Consider the following 17,160-nt stretch of genomic DNA (forward strand, 5'->3'; position numbering starts at 1 on the left):
AGCACCGTCGTTTCACTATATGCTTTAGGTTTAAATAATTAGAATGACAGCCTGCAGTGGGCCGTTAAGCATATAAAGAGTGGCGACGACATGATGGTGAATCTTGACGATTTCAGGCAGGCGGCGCAGCGTGTGCTGCCCCGGTTTGTCTATGACTATGTAGCAGGTGGGGCCGACGATGAACTGTGTCTGCAGCGCAATCGTAGCGATCTGGAGTCGATGACCTTGATGCCGCGTAGCTTGCGCGATACCACCGCGGCCAGTACGCACATCCAGGTGTTCGGTCGTACCTGGAGCGCGCCTTTCGGCGTCGCGCCGGTCGGGCTGATCGATGTGGTACGGCCCCAAGGCGATAAGTTGGCGGCCCGCGCGGCAGGCAAGGCCGGATTGCCGTATATCTTGTCCACGGCATCCAATAGTTGTCTGGAAGAGGTGCGTCAGGCTACCGACGGCCCATGTTGGATGCAACTGTATGTCATGCAGGACAGAAGCATGGCGGACACTATTCTGGCGCGGGCGCGAGAAGCCGGTTTCGAGGCCCTGGTGCTGACGGTCGACGTGCCGGTCGGCGGCTATCGGGAAAAAGATCTGCGCCATGGCTTCAAACTGCCTTTCCGGCCTGGACCGCGTGTCCTGCTGGATATGGCGCTGCATCCTAATTGGCTGCGGCGACAAGCCTGGGCGGGGGCACCGCAATTCGTCAACCTGGTGCCGGCTGGCGGCGCGGGCTCGGCCCAGGCGCAGGCGGCCTTACTGTCCCGTACGATGGATCGCGCCCTGGTCTGGGAAGATCTGAACTGGTTGCGCTCGAAGTGGGACGGCCCTGTGCTGATCAAGGGCGTTTTGCACCCGGAGGATGCGCGGCTGGCGCTGCATGCCGGCGTGGATGGGCTGATCGTGTCCAATCATGGCGGGCGTCAGTTGGACGTGGCACCATCCAGTATGGCAGTGCTGCCGTCCATTCTGGACGTGGTGCAAAGCCGCTTGCCGGTGTTTGTGGACAGTGGCTTCAGGCGGGGCAGCGATGTGGCCAAGGCCCTGGCCCTGGGAGCGCAGGGCGTGTTTATGGGTCGGCCCGTGGCCTATGGCTTGGCGCAAGGCGGCGAACAAGGTGTGGCGCAGGTGCTGGATTTGGTTCGCCAGGAGTTGCTGCGCGCCATGATTCTGTTGGGCGCAAATCGGCCCGAAACATTGGCCGATTGCCTGCCCGTGCCGATGAGGGGGTAGGGCGCTTAAAAACATCGATAGCCGTCAGCAGGCCGTGCTATTTCGATTTTTTTATGGTTCTTCGCTAAATACCGGGGATTCCTTCGTATTGGGTGGGCCGTTCAGGCCAAGCAGAGAAAACCTCGGGTTCCCGCCAGACCGACCCTAGCAGGCCGGCTTGGCTGGGTCCTTCGCCCGCGCTATGCGCGGGTTCCCTGGTCAGGATGCCAGGGCGGGCGGGGCGTGAACTTGCAGGGTGATTCGTCAACTGGACGAATCACAAGCGTCCTGCTCGAACAGCACGCCCCTTGCCTCCCGCCCCGGCATCCTGCCTGCAGCGAAGGCCCTGACTCGCCCGCCATTCTGCTATGGTCGGCCTGGCGAGCACAGCACCGCTGTGCTCGACCCAAACGGCAAGGCGTCCGCGTACGCCGTACAAGGTATCAGCCATCCACATAATTTCTTGTTCGGCATGAAGGTGTATAGCCGGGGCTATGTCATCGGTGCTTTGAGCCGTTCACGGCGCAGCAAGATCAAAAGGGGCGGGTCGGATGGCTTGCCGCAGGCGGGGCGCGGGGACGGGGTGTAAGCGTCGTTCTGTGTGACGGCGGCGCTTGTTGCTTGTCCGGCGGACAAGCAACCCGCCGGAGTTAAGGACGCGTCCGGCCATACGCCCCGACCAAGGTACCGGCGCGCCGCGCTGGCAAGCCATCAGCCCCGTCCGAGCGTGCTGCGCCTTGAATGGCGTCTTCAAAAAACCAGTTCCTCATCGACTGGGTAAATTGGCTCCTGGAATTCTTCAAAGAACCTTTTTGAGTTATTGTTTTCTTTTTGTTTATTGCCTGTTTGCTTGGTGCAGGTGATTGCCGGAGTTAATCGGTTTTTATATCCATTCTGTTGTCATGCTGCTTGCAGGGTGACGGGCTGTGTATTTTCCTTGATCGGGGCGTTTTTTGGTGAATCCGAAAAATAGCTGGTAGTAACCCGAACGGGGTAAGCACCAATAGTTATCGAAATAGCGCACTTCTACTATGTGGGCGTCGATCGCTACGTTACGAAAGAGATCTTGCGCTACAGCAAGACGCCGAAGGAGCAACCACCCCGGAAACTCTCAGGCAAAAGAATCCTAACGTCAGGACAATCTGGAGAGAGGCATTCAATTGCCCGCCGAAGGGGACCGTGCAGGGCCTGCCACGCAGCGTCGCTCATGGATAAAGCTCTCAGGTCAAAGGACAGATGGGGTGCCAATGCCGGCCGGCATTGCGCTCCTTTGCCGTGTGCCTTCATTATGAGAACTTCGATAGCGTCACTCTTGCCCCTATTTGTTTCCGATAGCATCTCTCTTGCGCCGCATTCTGACGGCGATACGCAGGTGTAAGCTTTTACCGTCGATACGGCGATGGGCTCATCGCTGATCGCGTCGGGGACGGCATCGATGCGTATTTTTTTCTTCCTGCCTCGCGCCATTCACGGATATTCCTGTTTTTATTAGATTGTTTGTTAATCGTTCATTGGACGGTCCTGTCTCTAAAATGGGGACCTTCCTGGGCGCAGCTTCGCCTTGAAAGAGGCTGTTGATTATTCTGTATGGTTATGAGATATTTCCTGCCCTAATTGGGGGCGACATTCTGGTTCATTGAAAATAAGCATTAAACGCAAGGATAATTTATATGGACAAGCTCATAGAATTCATTGATCAGATTAATGCGGTGGCGTGGGGGCCGCCTATGCTGTTGCTGCTGACGGGTACTGGCCTGTTCCTTAGTCTAGGTCTGCGTTTCATACCACAGCGCAATCTGGTATATGGGTTCAAAATGCTTTGGAAAGGGCGTAAAAGCACCGAAAAAGGCGATATCAGCCCCTTCAATGCCTTGATGACCGCCTTGTCCGCCACCATCGGTACCGGCAATATCGCCGGCGTGGCCACGGCCATCTACTTCGGCGGGCCCGGTGCCATGTTCTGGATGTGGGTCATCGCCCTGGTCGGCATGGCCACCAAGTTCACCGAAGCCGTTTTGGCCGTGCACTTTCGGGAAGTGGATGACAAGGGCCGCTATGTAGGTGGCCCTATGTACTACATCAAAAATGGCCTGGGCAGCAATTGGAAATGGTTGGGTATTGTGTTTGCCACCTTCGGCATGTTTGCCGGATTCGGCATCGGCAATACCATCCAGTCCAATTCGGTGGCCGAAGTCCTTAAAACCACGTTCAGCATTCCCACGCTGGCCACCGGCAGTGTCATTGCCGTGTTGACTGCGCTGATTCTGGTCGGCGGCATCAAGCGTATCGGCGAAGTGGCCGGCAAGCTGGTGCCGTTCATGGCGCTGTTCTATGTGGGCGGCGGTCTGATCGTATTGGTCCTGAACGCCGACAAGATTCCTGATGCGTTCTCGTTGATTTTCTATCACGCCTTCAATCCTACGGCAGCCGGCGGCGGCTTCCTGGGTGCCACGGTGTGGGCTGCCATGCGCTACGGCATTGCGCGCGGCATCTTCTCGAACGAAGCCGGCCTGGGCAGCGCCCCGATTGCGCACGCTACCGCTCAAACCGACAATCCCATCCGTCAGGGCACGGTAGCCATGCTGGGCACCTTCCTGGATACCATTGTGGTGTGCAGCATTACCGGTCTGGTCATTCTGGTGACCGGTGCCTGGCAAAGCGGCGAGAACGGTGCATCCCTGTCGGCCTTCGCCTTTTCCCAGACACTGGGCGTGGCCGGCCAGTACATCGTCAGCATAGGTATCGCCATCTTCGCCTTCACCACCATCATTGGCTGGAGCTTTTACAGCGAAAAGTGCGCTCAGTTCCTGTTTGGCGAACGGTCTAACCTGCCGTTCCGCCTGCTGTGGATTGTTGCCATCCCCATCGGCACCTACCCCGGCATGGACTTGGCCAGCCTCTGGCTGGTCGCCGACACCCTGAACGCCTTGATGGCCATCCCCAACCTGATCGCCCTGCTGTTGCTGAGCCCAGTCGTCTTTAAACTGACGCGCGACTACTTCGGCAATCCGCGCCTGGTGCATCAGGTCGGATAAAGCAAGATCGACTCTGCTGGGGAGGAACACATCCTTCCCGGACCAGATCGCGGATTAGCTGTGACAAACGCCAACCCGAAAGGGTTGGCGTTTGTATTTGAGGCATCCATTGTGAGCCTGTTGATTGGGAGGTAGGCTGCATGGACCGGCTCGGCCTAGCCCAAAGTGCGGACATTGCTCTGTCTGTATTGCCAGCCTTCAGGTCGCTGTTGTGTCAGACCAGACCGCTGTGCAGGTCTTACATGTTGCTGGTTTTCGCCTTATCAGCTCGGGGTACTGTTCAGCTGTCTGGTAATGCCCCCGTCAATCGCAGCAAACCGATAGGTTGATACACCAAAGCGACAGAGGCTCTCAAGGTAGCTTCAAGTGGTCGTTGCAACACCTCAACAAAAGAGGGGTTATACAGAGCGACACGCTCAAACTGGTATCGAGTCTTTTGTAGGCCGTCGCGGAGAGAGTTACGACAACGCCTTACAGAAACCATCCATGCTCTTTATAAGGCAGAAGTGATTCATCGTCGTGGCCCCTGGAAAACCAAGGCATTTGTTGAATTGATGGCGCTCGAATGGGTTTAGCAATGTTGAGAATCACCGTATGCGGGTCTTAGCCCAGTGCGGTCGGAATGGTGTAATCAACCGTGACTATTGAATGCCTATCCCCCGCTTATGGGGTAGAGCCGACTGCTTACGGCATTGACCGAATTTGGTTTTGCTTACACGGAACCCAAAAAGCAAAACGCCACCCGGTTAGGGGTGGCGTAGGTGCTTGATAACTTTGGTGCCGGCTAAAGGAGTTGAACCCTCGACCTTCGCATTACAAGTGCGCTGCTCTACCAACTGAGCTAAGCCGGCGAATTTACGATTATAGCGGTGTTCCGGGCGGTGTGGCAATTATTGTGTTGCAGTCCAGCAGTCCAGCAGTCCAGCAGTCCAACCGGGCAGGGCTTAGTGGCTTGGTGGTTTTGTTCGACGCTTATTTTTTGGGTAATACATTTCTTTTAGTTATAAAAGAATGCCCAAAAGTTCGTTTTAAATGCCTTATCCCCTATCCATAATGAATTCCATCAAGGCTGCGGTTATATGCAGCTGTCGTGTGGGGCGGTGTGTGTCGGCGGTTGCAGGCCCCTGCCAACTTTATCCGGGATGTGACGGGCCTGTTCGGGCCCCAGGGGAAAATCATGAAATTGAAGTCTGTGCTGGGTGCTGCCTTGTTGTTGTCGTCGTTGGTGGGCGGTGCGGCCAGTGCGCAAGTCACGTTGTTGAATGCCTCGTTCGATGTGGCGCGCGAGACCTTTGCGGCCATCAACCCCAAGTTCGTCGAGTACTGGAAGGCTAAGACCGGTCAGGACATCAAGATCGATCAGTCCTTCGCGGGCACATCCCGTCAGGCCCAGGACATTAGCCAGGGCAAGAAAGTGGACACGGTCACTTTCAATCAGGTCACAGATATCGAGTTTTTGGCCGAGCGCGGCGCAGTGGCCAAGGACTGGGCCAGCAAGTTTCCTAACAATAGCTCTCCTTACTACAGCACGATTGCGTTCTTGGTGCGCAAGGGCAATCCCAAGAACATCCAGTCCTGGGATGATCTGGCCCGCGACGACGTAAAGTTGGTGTTCCCTAATCCCAAGACCTCGGGCAATGCGCGTTATACCTATCTGGCTTCCTGGCTGTACGCGAATGATAAGTTCGGCGGTGACGAGGCCAAGACCAAGGAGTTTGTGCGCAAGATCCTGGGCAATGTCGAGAGCTTCCCTACGGGCGGGCGCGGCGCGACGGTGGCGTTTGCGCAGAACGGTCAGGGCGATGTGCTGCTGACGTTCGAGTCTGAAGTGATCAATATTGCCGGCAGCGACGAGTTCAAGGGCAGCGAGTTGCAGATTGTGGTGCCGCCGGTCAGTGTGTTGGCCGAATTCCCGGTGGCCGTGGTAGACAAGGTCGTGGATCAGAAGGGCACCCGCAAGGAAGCGACCGAGTACTTGCAGTTCCAGTACACGCCGGACATCCAGCGCCTGTTGGCCGGGTTTAACTACCGGGTGACGGACCCTGTCGTGGCTAAGGAATTTGCATCCAAGTATGCGCCGGTCAAGCTGATCAACCCGACCGATGTGTTGGGTAGCTGGAAAGACATTCAGGCTCGCCATTTTGTCGCCAACGGCATTCTGGATCAGTTGCTTGCGAAATAAGTCATGAGTCGTTCCATTCAGGATCAGACCGCAGGCATCCAAGCGGTGCCTGCGGTTAAACCCGTTTTTTTTCTGCGCCGTCCTGTTATACCGGGCTTTGGGCTGAGCTTTGGCTTCAGCGTCCTGTACCTGTCCATTATTGTGCTGCTGCCTTTGTCGGCGCTGTTCATGTATGTTGGCGACATGAGTCTGGCCGACTATTGGCGGGCGGTGACGGACAAGCGGGTTGTCAGCAGTTATCAGGTCACCATCAGCGCGGCTTTTTATTCCACGGTGATTGCCAGTGTGGTGGGTTTCATCATTGCCTGGATCATTACGCGTTTTGAGTTTCCGGGACGGCGCTTGATCGATGCGCTGGTGGATCTGCCCTTTGCCTTGCCTACATCGGTGGCCGGGCTGACGCTGGCGACTTTATTCGTGCCGGGCGGCTGGTTTGGCCAGTTTCTGCCCGAAGGCTGGAAGGTGGCGTATCAGTATCCGGGCATTGTGCTGGCCATGACCTTTACCAGTCTGCCGTTTGTGGTGCGCATTGTGCAGCCTGTCATCGAGGAGCTGGGCGAAGAATACGAGGAAGTGGCCCAGACCTTGGGTGCCACAGCCTGGCAGACGTTTTGCAAAGTGGTGTTCCCGCCTTTGATTCCGGCCATTGTCACCGGCGCTGCCCAGGCGTTCATCCGCAGCTTGGGTGAGTTCGGCGCGGTCATCATGATTGCCGGCAATATCCCCTATAAAACCGAAGTGTCGTCCTTGATGATTTTTGTGCGTTTGCAGGAATTTAACTACCCGGCGGCGGCGGCGATTGCGTCTGTAATTCTGCTGGCCTCTTTGTTGCTGCTGTTTACCCTGCAACTGGTGCAGAGCCGTCTGCTGGGCTGGCAACGGAGGGGGGCATGAGAAAAGCGCCTAAAAGTCTGGCGGATCGCTGCATTCTGGCGGCAGGTCTGGCCTTGGTCCTGGCCTTGCTGGTGGCCCCGTTGCTGCTGATTTTTTCCAAAGCCCTGGGCGATGGTTTGCCGGCGCTGTGGTCCAATCTGCAAGAGGACTTCATGCTGCATGCCATTGGGCTGACTTTGTTTATAGCGGTGCTGACGGTGCCGCTGAACATGCTGCTGGGTATCTTGCTGGCCTGGTGCCTGACGCATTATCAGTTCCGTGGTCGGCGCTTGCTCAGCACCTTGATCGATTTGCCCTATGCGGTGTCGCCGGTGGTGGCGGGTTTGTGCTATTTGGTGGTGTATGGGGTAGAGTCGTCCCTGGGGCAGTGGTTCAGTGACCGCAATATTCAGCTGATGTTTGCCTGGCCCGGCATGGTGCTGGTGACACTGTTCGTGACCACGCCGTATGTGGCGCGTATTCTGATCCCGGTCATGCAGGAGCAAGGTTCGGATGCGCAGGCGGCGGCGCTTAGCCTGGGTGCCAGCGGCTGGCAGATTTTCTGGCACGTGACGCTTCCCGATATCAAGTGGGCGCTGATGTATGGCGTGGTGTTGACCAATGCCCGTGCCATCGGCGAATTTGGGGCCGTGTCGGTGGTGTCCGGGACCATCATGAATCAGACCCTGACCTTGTCCTTGCTGGTGGATCAGCTCAATAACGATAACAAGGCGGCCGCCGCGTTTACGGCAGCCGCCTTGCTGGCGACCTTTGCCATTGTGTCGGTCATGCTGAAAAGCATCTTGGAATGGCGGGTGGCCGCCGCCCGGCGGCGTAACCAAGCGGATGCCCTGTCGGGGAGTTAGACGGCGGTATGCCGCCAGGGTGTGACGGGTGTGCGACTTAGGGATGTAGGCAGAATAGGTCTGCTGCTGTGTCTAAAAAAAACAAGGCTCCCGATCGGGAGCCTTGTTTTTGGGCGCTGCTGCGTGTTACTTGACGATCTTCAGATGCGAAACCTTGTCGCTGTCCTTGGTGCTTTCCGCAGTGGCGGGGGGGCTGTCGGGAGCGGCGTCGGCGGTATCGTCGCCCGGGTAGGGTTCGGATTCCACGACGTCAAAGCCCATGCCTGCGCCGGTTTCGCGGGCGTAGATGGCGGACACGGCGGCAACAGGTACGAAAATGTCTTCCGTGACGCCGCCAAAGCGGGTCTGGAATTCAATGTACTCGTTACCCAGGGTCAGGCGGTTGGTGGCCAGGTGCCCGATGTTCAGGGTGATCTGGCCGTCCTGGATGTGTCCGCGCGGCACGACGGTATTGGCATCCACGGTAACGACGATGTGTGGCGTGTAACCGTTATCGGTGCACCATTCGTGCAGGGCGCGCAGCAGGTAGGGCTTGGTCGAGGTTTCTTGCATGATGGGATCAGCGACGCATGACTTTTTCGGACGGCGTCAGCGCTTCGATGTAGGCAGGACGCGAGAACACGCGTTCGGCGTACTTTTGCACGGGCGCGGCGCTCTTGGGCAGTTCGATGCCGTAGTGGTCCAGACGCCAGAGTAGTGGGGCAATGGCCACATCCAGCATGGAGAACTCTTCGCCCAGCATGTATTTGTTCTTGAGCAGGATAGGGGCCAGTTGGGCCAGGTGATTGCGGATCTGCTGGCGGGCCTGTTCCTGGACCTTGGCATCGGTGTTGCGGCGATCTTCCAAGGCGGTCACGTGCACGAACAGTTCCTTTTCGAAGTTGTACAGGAACAGACGGGTACGGGCGCGCATGGTGGGGTCCGCCGGCATCAGTTGCGGGTGCGGAAAGCGCTCGTCGATGTATTCGTTGATGATGTTCGATTCGTACAGGATCAGGTCGCGTTCGACCAGGATGGGTACCTGTCCGTAGGGGTTCATGACGGCGATATCTTCAGGCTTGTTGTACAAGTCGATGTCGCGAATCTCGAAATCCATGCCTTTTTCAAACAACACGAAACGGCAGCGTTGCGAGAAGGGGCAGGTCGTTCCAGAGTAGAGCACCATCATGGTATGGGATTCCAGTCGTAGAAATAAAAACAAGAGCCTCACGGCTCAAGGAGCTAGGCCGCACGGCTGGGCCTGGTCTAAAGGATAACCGGGCAGGCCAGGCGGCCCGCCCGTCTAGCATAGCGTGTTACTTGATGTCTTTCCAGAACACGCTGTTCAGGCGCCAGGCAACGGCGAAGAACAGCAGCAGGAACAGCATGACACCGACGCCGATTTTCTTGCGCACCAGTTGGACGGGTTCAGCCATCCAGTCCATGAAGTTGGCCAGATCGGCAACGTCGCTGTCGTATTTGGCGGACAGCTTGGCGTTGACTGGTTCCAGCTTGACGGAGTCGGTGGCATGGCCGGTGTAGCTGGCCAGCGGCTCTTTGGTGATAGACGAGAAGCCGTACGGGTCGTAGGTGGCCGTGGTCTTGACCCACTGCTTGCTGCCGTCGTCCTTGGCTTCTTCGGCCACGGTCGTGCGGTGCAGCGTCATGCCGCCCTGGCGCTCCCACATGGCGTGGGGCATGCCCACGCTGGGGAAAACGAGGTTATCCCAGCCGGTGGGGCGGGATGCGTCGCGGTAGAAGGTGCGTAGGTAGGTGTAGAGGTAATCGGCACCGCTGGGACCCAGGTTGGTGGATTTGGCGCGGGCGATTACGGACAGATCAGGCGGTGCGGCACCGAACCATTTCTTGCCCATTTCCGGCGTCATGGCGATCTTCATGAGATCGCCCACTTTGTCCGAGGTGAACAGCAGGTTTTTCTTGATTTCCTCGTCGGTCAGGCCGATTTCGGTGAGCTTGTTATAGCGCATGGAATTGGCGCTATGACAGTTCAGACAGTAGTTGACGAACAGCTTTGCGCCATTTTGCAACGCTGCCATATCGTTGATGCGGTCGGGGGCGCGCTCCAGAGCGTATCCGCCTTCGGCGGCCACCGCCACCGTGCAGGTCAGGGACAGGGCCAGAGCGCCAAGCAATTTTTTAATCATGGTCATTCCGTTACGTGTTGTGGGCCTAGTGAGGGCGGAAGGTCACGCGATCAGGTTCGGGCTTGAAAGTGCCCAAACGGCTCCATACCGGCATCAGCAGGAAGAAGGCCAGGTAGATCACGGTGCCGATCTGGCTCAGCAGGTTGAACAGGTCGTTGGGGGCTTGCGTGCCCAGGTAACCCAGGATCAGGAAGTTGACGATGAAAATCGCGTACAGCACTTTGTGCCAGGTAGGACGGTAGCGGATCGACTTGACCGGCGAGGCATCCAGCCAGGGCAGGAAGAACAGGATCACGACTGCGCCGCCCATGGCCACCACGCCCCAGAACTTGGCGTCGATGAGGCGGAACAGGATAGCGACGGCGATCAGGATGGCAGGCACGGCCAGGCGCCAGATGCCGGGCAGCTTGCCTTTGACGAACAGCACGGCGGCAGCGATGACGGAGGCACCAGCCAGAATCCAGGTGAAATCGGCCGTAGTAGCGCGCAGCATGGAGTAGAACGGCGTGAAGTACCAGACCGGGGCGATGTGCGGAGGCGTCTTCAGAGGGTCGGCCGGCGCGAAGTTGTTGAACTCCAGGAAGTAGCCACCCATTTCAGGCGCGAAGAACAGGATCGCTGCAAAAACTAGCAGAAAGCCTGCCACGCCCAGGATGTCGTGTACGGAGTAGTAGGGGTGGAAAGGAATGCCATCCAGGGGACGGCCTTGGGCGTCCTTGGGGCCTTGCTTGATTTCTACGCCGTCGGGGTTGTTGGAGCCGACTTCGTGCAGAGCGATCAGGTGTGCCACGACCAGGCCCAGCAGGACCAGCGGGATGGCGATGACGTGCAAGGCGAAGAAGCGGTTCAGGGTGGCGTCGGACACCACGTAGTCGCCGCGGATGAAGATGGCCAGGTCAGGACCGATGAAGGGGATGGCCGAGAACAGGTTCACAATAACCTGTGCGCCCCAATAGGACATCTGGCCCCAGGGCAGCAGGTAGCCCATGAAGGCTTCGCCCATCAGGCACAGGAAAATGGCCACGCCGAAGATCCAGACCAGTTCGCGGGGCTTGCGGTAGGAACCATAGAACAGGCCGCGCAGCATGTGCAGGTAGACCACCACGAAGAACATGGAGGCACCGGTGGAGTGCATGTAGCGGATCAGCCAGCCGCCCGGCACTTCACGCATGATGTACTCGACCGACTCGAAGGCCAGCTTGGCATCGGGTTTGTAGTTCATGACCAGGAAAATCCCGGTCACGATTTGGATGACCAGCACCAGCAGTGCCAGGGAACCGAAGAAGTACCAGAAGTTGAAGTTCTTCGGAGCGTAGTATTCCGACATGTGCTCCTTGTACATGGATGTCAGGGGAAAGCGCCTGTCAATCCATCCCAAGAGTCCTGTCGTTTCGACGGTTTTCTCGCCAGCCATGAAACGGCTCCTTTATCTTTTAATGAATACGTATGGGGTTACAGCCGCCTTAGGCCTTGTTGTCTTCGTCCACGCCAATCGTTACTTTCGCGCCATCGGCCGAGAACTGATAGGGTGGGATTTCGAGGTTGTCGGGCGCGGGCTTGTTGCTGTAGACGCGGCCGGCCAGGTCGAAGGTCGAACCGTGGCAGGGGCACAGGAAGCCGCCTTCCCAGCCGCTGGGCAGGCCTGGGCCGGCACCGGCAGCCAGGTGGGGGGTGGGCGAGCAACCCAGGTGGGTGCAGATACCGATACAAATAAAGATTTCGGGGCGACGCGAGCGGTATTCGTTCTTGGCGTAGGCAGGGGTGTAGCCGGGGCGATCCGAGTTTGGGTCGGCCAGTTGGCTATCCAGTTTGGGCAGATCGGCCAGTTGTTCCTTGGTGCGGTGCAAAATCCAGACCGGCTTGCCGCGCCATTCCACCGTGCGCATCTCGCCGGGCGCAATGCCGGAGATATCGACTTCCACGGGCGCGCCGGCGGCCTTGGCCTTTTCGGACGGAGCAAAGGAGCTGACGAAAGGAACAGCAGTGGCCACACCAGCGACACCACCTAACGCACAGGCGGTGGCGACCCAGGTGCGGCGCGAAGGATCGGGCGGAAGGTTGGGGTCAACCGCGCCTATGTCATCGGGCTGTGTCGTAATCTGACTCATTCTAGTATCCTTATTCCTGCCCGATTCGGGCATACCACAATTTACGGATTTGGGCCTGGGTATATTATTCAACCGCGTATTATAGCGTTACCCAGCACAGCATGACTTGAACAAAGGTGAACATATGAACAAGGCTCGAGGTTTTCTCCAGGAATTCCGGGAGTTTGCGGTTAAGGGCAACATGATAGACCTCGCGGTCGGGGTCATCATCGGTGCCGCATTCGGCAAAATCATCGATTCGCTGGTGAAGGACATCATCATGCCCGTCATCAGTTTCATTCTGGGCGGCGAAGTCGATTTTACCAATCGTTTCGCGGTCTTGCGTCTGCCCGAAGGCTATACCGGTCCAGAAACATTCGATGCCCTGAGCAAGGCAGGTGCCGTTATTTTGTCGTGGGGTAACTTCCTGACCATTCTGATCAACTTCGTCTTGTTGGCCTTTGTGGTGTTCTGCATGGTCAAGATGGTCAATCGCATGCGTGACTCGGTGGTCAAAAAGGAAGAAGCCGCCCCTGCGCCAACCCCCGAAGACGTGCTGTTGCTGCGCGAAATCCGGGATTCGCTGAAAAAATAAAGACCTTGTCTGTTCAAGGCGTACAACAAGGGTGCCGCATGGCACCCTTTCTTGTTCGTGCATACCAGCCGGCAAGGCCAAGTCAGCCTTGGCCGGATGCCTGATTTTAGCCCTTTCTGGCCAGGGCTTGTCTAGCTGTCGGCCGCATCAAACCTTGTTTAACGTCATGCCGGTGGCGGTTTTCGGGTATTTAGACAGGATTGTCCAGATCGATGAATTCCACCTCGATGCCAAAGTGACGGGCGATGTGCTCGCCCAAGGCCTTGGCACCGTATCGTTCGGTGGCATGGTGGCCGGCCGCCATGAAAGCAATGCCGTTTTCCTGGGCGCTGTGGTAGGTTTGCTCGGAGGCTTCGCCGGTGATGTACAGGTCGGCCCCGGCTTGGATGGCGGCATCGATGAAGCCTTGGGCACCGCCGGTGCACCAGGCGATACGGCGTATGTTTTGTTGTAAATCCCCAACAACAAGTGGCTCGCGTTGTAAATTACTGCAAACTGTCAGGCGAAAGGTTTCGAGGGAAACGGGTTGGGGCAACTCACCCAGCCAGACCAGTCCATCCGGGCCGCAGGTTTGGGGTTGGCCTTGTTCGTTCAGCCACGGGGTGATGCCCAGCAGGCGTCCTAGCTGGGCGTTGTTGCCCAGTTCAGGGTGGGCGTCCAGGGGCAAGTGGTAGCCCAGCAGGTTAATCTGGTGTTGCAGGACGCGTTCCAGGCGTGTTTTCTTGGGGCCGCGCACACAGGGGTTCTCGTTTTTCCAGAACCAGCCGTGGTGCACCAGGATGGCGTCGGCCTGGCGTTCGATGGCGGCATCCACCAAGGCCAGCGAAGCGGTGACGCCGGTGACCAGCTTGCGGATGACAGGTTTGCCTTCGACCTGCAGGCCATTGGGGCAGTAGTCTTTGAAGCGGGCTGCATCCAAGGTGGTGTCCAGCCAGCGGGCCAGATCGGCAGTTGAAACCTGAGTCATGAAAATCCTTATCTGAATGAGTGCTATGCGTCGATTGTGGCTGGTATTTGCTCAAGCGGTGACGGTCTGTTTGGCAGGCTTTTTTATTGTGGCAACTTTGCGGCCGCAGTGGCTGGGAGCGCCCCTGCCGGCCGTTCGCCCGGCTGCGCCAGTAGCAAGGCCGGTGCCGGCCAGCCCGCCGCCGGCGTTGCCAGCCCAGGCTCCGCTGTCATATGCGCAGGCGGTGGCCAGCGCCGCCCCGGCTGTGGTCAATGTGTACACCAGTAAGCATCTGGACGGCAATGTGTCGCCGTTTCAGGACCCCGAGCTTAATCGCCTGTTCCGGGAGTTGCCCGATCTGATCGAGCGCCGCCCCAATACGAATCTGGGTTCGGGGGTGATCGTACACGAGGACGGCTTTGTTCTGACCAATTACCACGTGATTGAAGCGGCGGATGCCATCGAGATTGCCTTGGCGGACGGGCGACAGTCCAGGGCGCGGCTGATCGGTGCCGATCCGGAAAGCGATCTGGCCGTGCTGAAGGTGGATTTACCCGACTTGACGGCCATTGCCGCCAGGAGCAGTGCCGATCTGCGGGTGGGCGATGTGGTGCTGGCCATCGGCAATCCGTTCGGCGTGGGCCAGACTACCACGATGGGCATCGTGTCCGGCCTGGGGCGCAATCGCCTGGGCATTAATATCTACGAAAACTTCATTCAGACGGATGCGGCCATTAATCCGGGCAATTCAGGCGGCGCGCTGGTCGATGCCCTGGGACGTCTGGTGGGCATCAATACCGCCATTTACTCCGAGACAGGTGGATCGCTGGGCATAGGTTTTGCGATTCCAGCCACGACCGCCTTGGCCATTATGGACGAGATCGTGCGGACAGGCGCAGTGACGCGGGGCTGGCTGGGCATGGAGCCGCAAGACATTACGCCCGATCTGCTGCAGGCGTTTGGCTTGAACAGCGAAGAAGGCGTCATTATCGCCAGCCTGCAGCACCAGGGGCCTGGCGATCAGGCTGGGATGCGGGTCGGGGATATCGTGCTGCGTTTTAATGGGCAGACGGTGACCGATTCTATTGGTTTGCTGAACCAGATTGCGCCGATCAAACCTGGTCAGGCGGTTACGCTGTCTGTGCTGCGCGACGGCAAGCCTTTGGAATTGACGGTCCGGGTCGGCGCCAGGCCAGTAGCGCGGCACCGTTAACGCAGCAGCTTACAGTTCCAGTTCGCGGCCTTCGCTTTCCGGCGTTTCGCGCTTTTTGATGAGACTGGCGGCCAGTATGCCTAGTTCGTACAGCAGGCACAGGGGCGCGGCCAGCAGCAGTTGGCTGACCACATCGGGTGGGGTGACGATGGCGGCGATGACAAATGCGCCCACAATGACGTAGCCGCGGATTTCGCGCAGCTTGGCTACGGTGACCACGCCGGTCTTGACCAGCAGAATGACTGCAATGGGGACTTCAAAGGTGATGCCGAAGGCCATGAACATGGTCATGACAAAGCCCAGGTAGGCTTCGATATCCGGTGCCGGTGTGATCGATTGCGGTGCAAAGGTGGCGATGAAGTGAAACACCGTGCGGAACACCACGAAGTAACAAAAAGCCATGCCCGCCATGAACAGCAGTGTGCTGGTAAGGATCAGCGGCAGGGCCAGCTTTTTTTCGTGGTTGTACAGGCCGGGAGCAATGAAGGCCCAGGCCTGGTAGAGCACCACGGGCAGAGCCAGCACGAAAGAGGCCATCAGGGTGACCTTGACGGGCACCATGAAGGGCGTGATGACGCCGGTGGCGATCATGCGGGTGCCTTCGGGCAAGGAGGCCATCATGGGTTGAGCCAGCACATCGTATATGGCCGATGCGCCTGGGTATATGAACAGCACCACGAAAATGCCCACGACAGCGCCAACGGCGCGTAACAGGCGGGTGCGCAGCTCGACCAGGTGGGAGATGAAGGTGTCTTCCTGTGGGGCTTCGGTGCTCATGCCGACGGTCCTTTGGAGATGTGGGCGGGAGCGTGCGCCGGCGTGTCCGAAGCCGCAGGGGCGGCCGATGGCGCGGATGTCGTCTGGGTCGCATCCACCGGGCTGTCTGCGGATGCGGCCTTATCTGTGACGTCGCTTGCCGGCGCGGGCGTTGTCGCGCCGGGCGTTTCCGGCTGTCCGGTGGCTTGGGCCGCCGGCTGAGTCGATAAGGCGCTACGGGCCGAATCGGACGCCTGCTGCAGCGCGTCGCGCGCCTGATCCAGTGGTTCGCTCAGGCTTTTGCCCGTGTCCTGGACGGAGGTGCGCACGGAACGGGCAGCCTCCTCCATCTGGTCCTTGAGCTTGTTGACCTCGTCCAGATTGATTTCGCGCTGAATGTCGGACTTGACCTCGCTGACATAGCGCTGCGCACGGCCGAGCAGGTGCCCCGCTGTGCGAGCCACCTTGGGCAGGCGTTCCGGACCGATGACGATCAGGGCGACCACGCCGATGATGATTAACTCGGTAAAGCTGACATCAAACATTGAAGCTCACACAGAAACGATCAGGCGCGATCGGATTTTTCCTTGGCCTGCACGTCGATGGTCTGAGGGTCGGCAGCGCGTTGGCTGACCGATTCGGGCGTCTTGCCGTCGTCGTTGACGTCTTTCATGCCCTCTTTAAAGCCTTTGACCGCGCCGCCCAGGTCCGAGCCGATATTGCGCAGTTTCTTGGTGCCGAAAACGAGGGCGACGATGACCAGGACGACCAGCCAGTGCCAAATGCTAAAGCTACCCATAATGTATCTCCGTTATGCAGCTACGGCTGCGCGATCTGCCCATGGACGAGGACCGCCCAGAATGTGCATATGTAAATGATTGATTTCCTGCCCGCCGTCCAGGCCGTTGTTGAGCACGACGCGAAAGCCGCCTTCGGGGCCGGGACGACAACCTGCCTGCGCAGCCAAAGCCGGAGCCATGGCCAACATTTTACCTAACCATACACTGTCTTCGGGAGAAATCGTTTGCAGGGACTGCACGTGTTTCTTGGGAATAAGCAGTATATGGACAGGGGCCGCCGGGTTGATGTCGTGAAAGGCCAGGAAATCGTCGTCTTCGAAGAGTTTCTTGGCGGGTATGGCACCTGCGGCGATTTTACAAAAGAGGCAATTTTCGCTCATGGAAACCTCGGTGGCAGAAGGCCCGGCAGGAGGGCCTGTTTCAGGGCGGTATATCCGAACAGTGTAGCGCGATCAGA

General features: G+C 58.2%; 18 protein-coding genes, 1 tRNA gene, 1 pseudogene and 2 riboswitches. Of the genes and pseudogenes, 9 read left to right on the forward strand and 11 right to left on the reverse strand.

What is annotated here, in order from left to right; all coding sequences use genetic code 11:
- The first annotated feature begins 90 nt into the window (after positions 1-90).
- The 4 genes and pseudogenes from AADW57_RS02320 to AADW57_RS02335 all read left to right on the forward strand — a co-directional run.
- Positions 91-1,227: an alpha-hydroxy acid oxidase gene (locus tag AADW57_RS02320; RefSeq protein ID WP_341668448.1), complete on the forward strand. Its 1,137-nt coding sequence runs from the start codon at positions 91-93 to the stop codon at positions 1,225-1,227.
- 235 nt (positions 1,228-1,462) lie between these two features.
- The gene (locus AADW57_RS02325) at positions 1,463-1,795 is read left to right on the forward strand and encodes a hypothetical protein (protein WP_341668449.1); all 333 of its coding nucleotides are present in this window, start codon (positions 1,463-1,465) and stop codon (positions 1,793-1,795) included.
- A 456-nt stretch (positions 1,796-2,251) separates the two neighbouring features.
- A riboswitch (glycine riboswitch) is annotated at positions 2,252-2,343 on the forward strand.
- Position 2,344: 1 nt separating this feature from the next.
- Positions 2,345-2,446, forward strand: a riboswitch (glycine riboswitch).
- A gap of 430 nt (positions 2,447-2,876) precedes the next feature.
- On the forward strand, positions 2,877-4,241 hold the full coding sequence (locus AADW57_RS02330; protein WP_341668450.1) for an alanine/glycine:cation symporter family protein: 1,365 nt from the start codon (positions 2,877-2,879) through the stop codon (positions 4,239-4,241).
- Between the two features lie 301 nt (positions 4,242-4,542).
- Positions 4,543-4,813: pseudogene (locus AADW57_RS02335) on the forward strand (IS3 family transposase); the annotation flags it as partial.
- A 203-nt stretch (positions 4,814-5,016) separates the two neighbouring features.
- On the opposite strand, the gene AADW57_RS02340 reads toward AADW57_RS02335, so the two are convergent.
- Positions 5,017-5,092, reverse strand: a tRNA-Thr gene (locus tag AADW57_RS02340).
- A gap of 326 nt (positions 5,093-5,418) precedes the next feature.
- On the opposite strand from AADW57_RS02340, the gene cysP reads away from it, so the two are divergent.
- From cysP to cysW, 3 genes are read left to right on the forward strand one after another with little or no spacing between them, the layout of a single operon-like run.
- Positions 5,419-6,423 (forward strand): thiosulfate ABC transporter substrate-binding protein CysP, encoded by a 1,005-nt coding sequence (gene cysP, locus AADW57_RS02345; RefSeq protein WP_341668451.1) that lies wholly within the window; start codon positions 5,419-5,421, stop codon positions 6,421-6,423.
- Positions 6,424-6,426: 3 nt separating this feature from the next.
- Positions 6,427-7,317: a sulfate ABC transporter permease subunit CysT gene (cysT, locus tag AADW57_RS02350; protein WP_341668452.1), complete on the forward strand. Its 891-nt coding sequence runs from the start codon at positions 6,427-6,429 to the stop codon at positions 7,315-7,317.
- On the forward strand, positions 7,314-8,162 hold the full coding sequence (gene cysW, locus AADW57_RS02355) for a sulfate ABC transporter permease subunit CysW (protein ID WP_341668453.1): 849 nt from the start codon (positions 7,314-7,316) through the stop codon (positions 8,160-8,162). The genes cysT and cysW overlap by 4 nt, the downstream gene beginning before the upstream one ends.
- Before the next feature lie 126 nt (positions 8,163-8,288).
- On the opposite strand, the gene AADW57_RS02360 is transcribed toward cysW, so the two are convergent.
- The 5 genes from AADW57_RS02360 to petA form a co-directional block, all read right to left on the reverse strand.
- Complete coding sequence (locus tag AADW57_RS02360; RefSeq protein WP_341668454.1) at positions 8,289-8,714, reverse strand: ClpXP protease specificity-enhancing factor; 426 nt, start codon at positions 8,712-8,714, stop codon at positions 8,289-8,291.
- A 7-nt stretch (positions 8,715-8,721) separates the two neighbouring features.
- Entirely contained in the window at positions 8,722-9,330 is a 609-nt protein-coding gene (locus tag AADW57_RS02365; RefSeq protein WP_341668455.1) for a glutathione S-transferase N-terminal domain-containing protein, read from the reverse strand.
- Positions 9,331-9,457: 127 nt separating this feature from the next.
- Complete coding sequence (locus AADW57_RS02370; protein ID WP_341668456.1) at positions 9,458-10,312, reverse strand: cytochrome c1; 855 nt, start codon at positions 10,310-10,312, stop codon at positions 9,458-9,460.
- Between the two features lie 19 nt (positions 10,313-10,331).
- Positions 10,332-11,720: a cytochrome b gene (locus AADW57_RS02375; protein ID WP_341668457.1), complete on the reverse strand. Its 1,389-nt coding sequence runs from the start codon at positions 11,718-11,720 to the stop codon at positions 10,332-10,334.
- A 49-nt stretch (positions 11,721-11,769) separates the two neighbouring features.
- Positions 11,770-12,414: a ubiquinol-cytochrome c reductase iron-sulfur subunit gene (gene petA, locus AADW57_RS02380; protein WP_341668458.1), complete on the reverse strand. Its 645-nt coding sequence runs from the start codon at positions 12,412-12,414 to the stop codon at positions 11,770-11,772.
- A 124-nt stretch (positions 12,415-12,538) separates the two neighbouring features.
- Between petA and mscL the strand changes: the two genes are divergently transcribed.
- Positions 12,539-12,988: a large conductance mechanosensitive channel protein MscL gene (mscL, locus tag AADW57_RS02385; protein ID WP_341668459.1), complete on the forward strand. Its 450-nt coding sequence runs from the start codon at positions 12,539-12,541 to the stop codon at positions 12,986-12,988.
- A 190-nt stretch (positions 12,989-13,178) separates the two neighbouring features.
- On the opposite strand, the gene AADW57_RS02390 is transcribed toward mscL, so the two are convergent.
- A complete protein-coding gene (locus AADW57_RS02390) occupies positions 13,179-13,955 on the reverse strand; it encodes a Nif3-like dinuclear metal center hexameric protein (RefSeq protein ID WP_341668460.1) in 777 nt (258 codons plus the stop codon).
- Between the two features lie 25 nt (positions 13,956-13,980).
- Between AADW57_RS02390 and AADW57_RS02395 the strand changes: the two genes are divergently transcribed.
- Positions 13,981-15,147 (forward strand): S1C family serine protease, encoded by a 1,167-nt coding sequence (locus tag AADW57_RS02395; RefSeq protein WP_341668461.1) that lies wholly within the window; start codon positions 13,981-13,983, stop codon positions 15,145-15,147.
- 9 nt (positions 15,148-15,156) lie between these two features.
- Here the strand turns inward: AADW57_RS02395 and tatC are convergent, their stop codons facing one another.
- The 4 genes from tatC to AADW57_RS02415 are packed head-to-tail and all read right to left on the reverse strand — an operon-like array spanning position 15,157 to position 17,083.
- Positions 15,157-15,924, reverse strand: a complete 768-nt coding sequence (gene tatC / locus AADW57_RS02400; RefSeq protein ID WP_341668462.1) for a twin-arginine translocase subunit TatC — start codon at positions 15,922-15,924, stop codon at positions 15,157-15,159.
- On the reverse strand, positions 15,921-16,448 hold the full coding sequence (tatB, locus tag AADW57_RS02405) for a Sec-independent protein translocase protein TatB (RefSeq protein ID WP_341668463.1): 528 nt from the start codon (positions 16,446-16,448) through the stop codon (positions 15,921-15,923). Before tatB ends, tatC begins: the two co-directional genes overlap by 4 nt.
- A 20-nt stretch (positions 16,449-16,468) precedes the next feature.
- Positions 16,469-16,702 (reverse strand): Sec-independent protein translocase subunit TatA, encoded by a 234-nt coding sequence (gene tatA / locus AADW57_RS02410; protein ID WP_341668464.1) that lies wholly within the window; start codon positions 16,700-16,702, stop codon positions 16,469-16,471.
- 12 nt (positions 16,703-16,714) lie between these two features.
- Positions 16,715-17,083, reverse strand: coding sequence for a histidine triad nucleotide-binding protein (locus AADW57_RS02415; protein WP_341668465.1), 369 nt, complete (start codon positions 17,081-17,083; stop codon positions 16,715-16,717).
- Positions 17,084-17,160 lie beyond the last annotated feature (77 nt).

It is taken from the genome of Alcaligenes sp. SDU_A2, assembly GCF_038237375.1.
In the GTDB taxonomy this organism is placed as follows: domain Bacteria; phylum Pseudomonadota; class Gammaproteobacteria; order Burkholderiales; family Burkholderiaceae_B; genus Alcaligenes.